At 63.7% G+C, this 1647-nt stretch carries 2 protein-coding genes; one reads left to right on the top strand and one right to left on the bottom strand.

Annotated features, from left to right (window positions below; genetic code table 11):
* Positions 1 to 495: 495 nt before the first annotated feature.
* Positions 496 to 1404 (top strand): LysR family transcriptional regulator, encoded by a 909-nt coding sequence (locus tag ACI2KS_RS12895; protein ID WP_404620731.1) that lies wholly within the window; start codon positions 496 to 498, stop codon positions 1402 to 1404.
* Positions 1405 to 1433: 29 nt separating this feature from the next.
* Here the strand turns inward: ACI2KS_RS12895 and ACI2KS_RS12890 are convergent.
* Positions 1434 to 1647 (bottom strand): hypothetical protein (locus tag ACI2KS_RS12890; protein WP_404620729.1); only part of this gene is annotated, 214 nt, incomplete at its 5' end.

Below are 1647 nucleotides of genomic sequence, written 5' to 3'. Positions count from 1 at the left end.
CGGTCGTGTCAGGCACGCCGCGCTGGCAGGGTTTGCTGCCGCTGCGCGCCAGATCGTCGGCAAGCCGGACTCCCACGCCCTCCGGGCAGAAGCAGGGTTGCGGCATGCAGTATTTTTTGAATCTGGCCGAAAATCTGTAGGAGCGGGCTTGCCCCGCGAGCTGCCGGGCACCGGCAGTAGAATCAGACGCCCCGGTCGTGCGCCGCACCCGATTCTGCTTCTGCCCGGAGGGCGTGGGAGCCTGGCTTGCCGGCGATCTGCCGGGCACCGGCAGTAGGCTCAGGCGCCCTCCGGGCAGAAGCAGGGTTGCGGCACGCCGTATTTTTTGAGTCTGGCCGAAGCATCGCCTGTAGCAGCCCGGCTTGCTTTTGGCTTTGCCAGGACCGCCAGCCGGCCGATTGGGCTAAGATTTGTCTCGATCGAATGGTGATCGCTGCGCCTGCGCGCAGCGCTGCATTCCCTTCCCCCGACATTCTCCGGCTGACAGGACACTCCATGGCGCTGAAAGATCTGCTCAGCTTGAGGCTGTACACCCGCGTAGCACGTCTGGGCAGCTTTTCTGCGGCCGCGCGCGAAAGCGGCCTGGCGCAGTCGCAGGTCTCGCGAATGATCGCCGAGCTCGAAGCCAGCCTGGGCGCGCGGCTGCTCTCACGCACCACCCGGGCGGTGGTACCCACCGAGGCGGGCATGGAGTTCCTGGCGCGTATGGAACCGATCCTCGCCGCCGTCGACGATGCCGAAAACAGCGTGCGCGAAACCGGAGAACTGCGCGGTCTGCTGCGAGTCGGCATGCCCTCGACCATGGGCATACGCGTGGTCATGCCGCGGCTGTCGGCGTTCACCGAACGTCATCCGCTGCTGCACCTGGAGTTGTTGCTCGAGGACCGCTGGCAAGACATGGTCAAGGAAGCGGTGGATATCGGCATCCGCGTCGGCAACCTGCCCGACCTGGCAGGCACCGCCCGGCAGATCGGCACAATGTGTCGAGTGATTGTCGCCTCCCCCGATTACCTGGCCCGGCACGGAACACCTGCCACCCCTGCGGACATCAGCGGTCACCGGATCGTCGGCGGGCCAGCCGGAGCACAAGCGTCCTCCTGGCAGTTCGAACGCGACGGTCAGACCACCGCTGTCGATATCCATCCGCAACTGTCCACCAACGATACCGCTGGCGCATTGGCAGCCGCGGCCGGTGGCTTGGGCCTGACGTCCACCACCTCCTGGGCATGCGCGGTGGAGATTGCCAACGGCGCTCTGGTGCAGCTGTTTGCCGACTGGAAAATGGCCGAACTGCCAGTTCACGCCTACTTCCCCCTGGGCCGGACGACGCGCATGGCGGCGCGGGCCTTTGCCGACTTCCTGGCGCAGACCTTGAACACCGAGCCCGCTGCGTCCAATCGTTAACAAATCCGCTGCACACCCCCTCGCCAACCTCACGCTATCGGCGCCTTGCTCATTGCAGGGATGCTGAAAGGTGCAATGTCCCGCAAATAGAAACAATGAGTCTCTATTTCACCTAATTGTTCCTGGTTCGATTTGTCCGTAGATTTACTCCCAAGCCAGCCAACAAGCGCACAACAGGGCGCAGCGGCTAACCCATTACTGACTTGAAACTCTCGACTCCATAAGGAACATGCCATGTCTATC

Source organism: Pseudomonas sp. NPDC087358 (assembly GCF_044900785.1).
Lineage (GTDB): Bacteria > Pseudomonadota > Gammaproteobacteria > Pseudomonadales > Pseudomonadaceae > Aquipseudomonas.
Note: the sequence above shows the minus strand (reverse complement) of the source record. Positions and strands in the feature narration are given on the sequence as shown.

Coding starts and splice junctions, on each gene's coding strand:
- ACI2KS_RS12895 (WP_404620731.1), top strand. CDS start 496: ATGGCGCTGAAAGATCTGCTCAGCTTGAGGCTGTACACCCGCGTAGCA.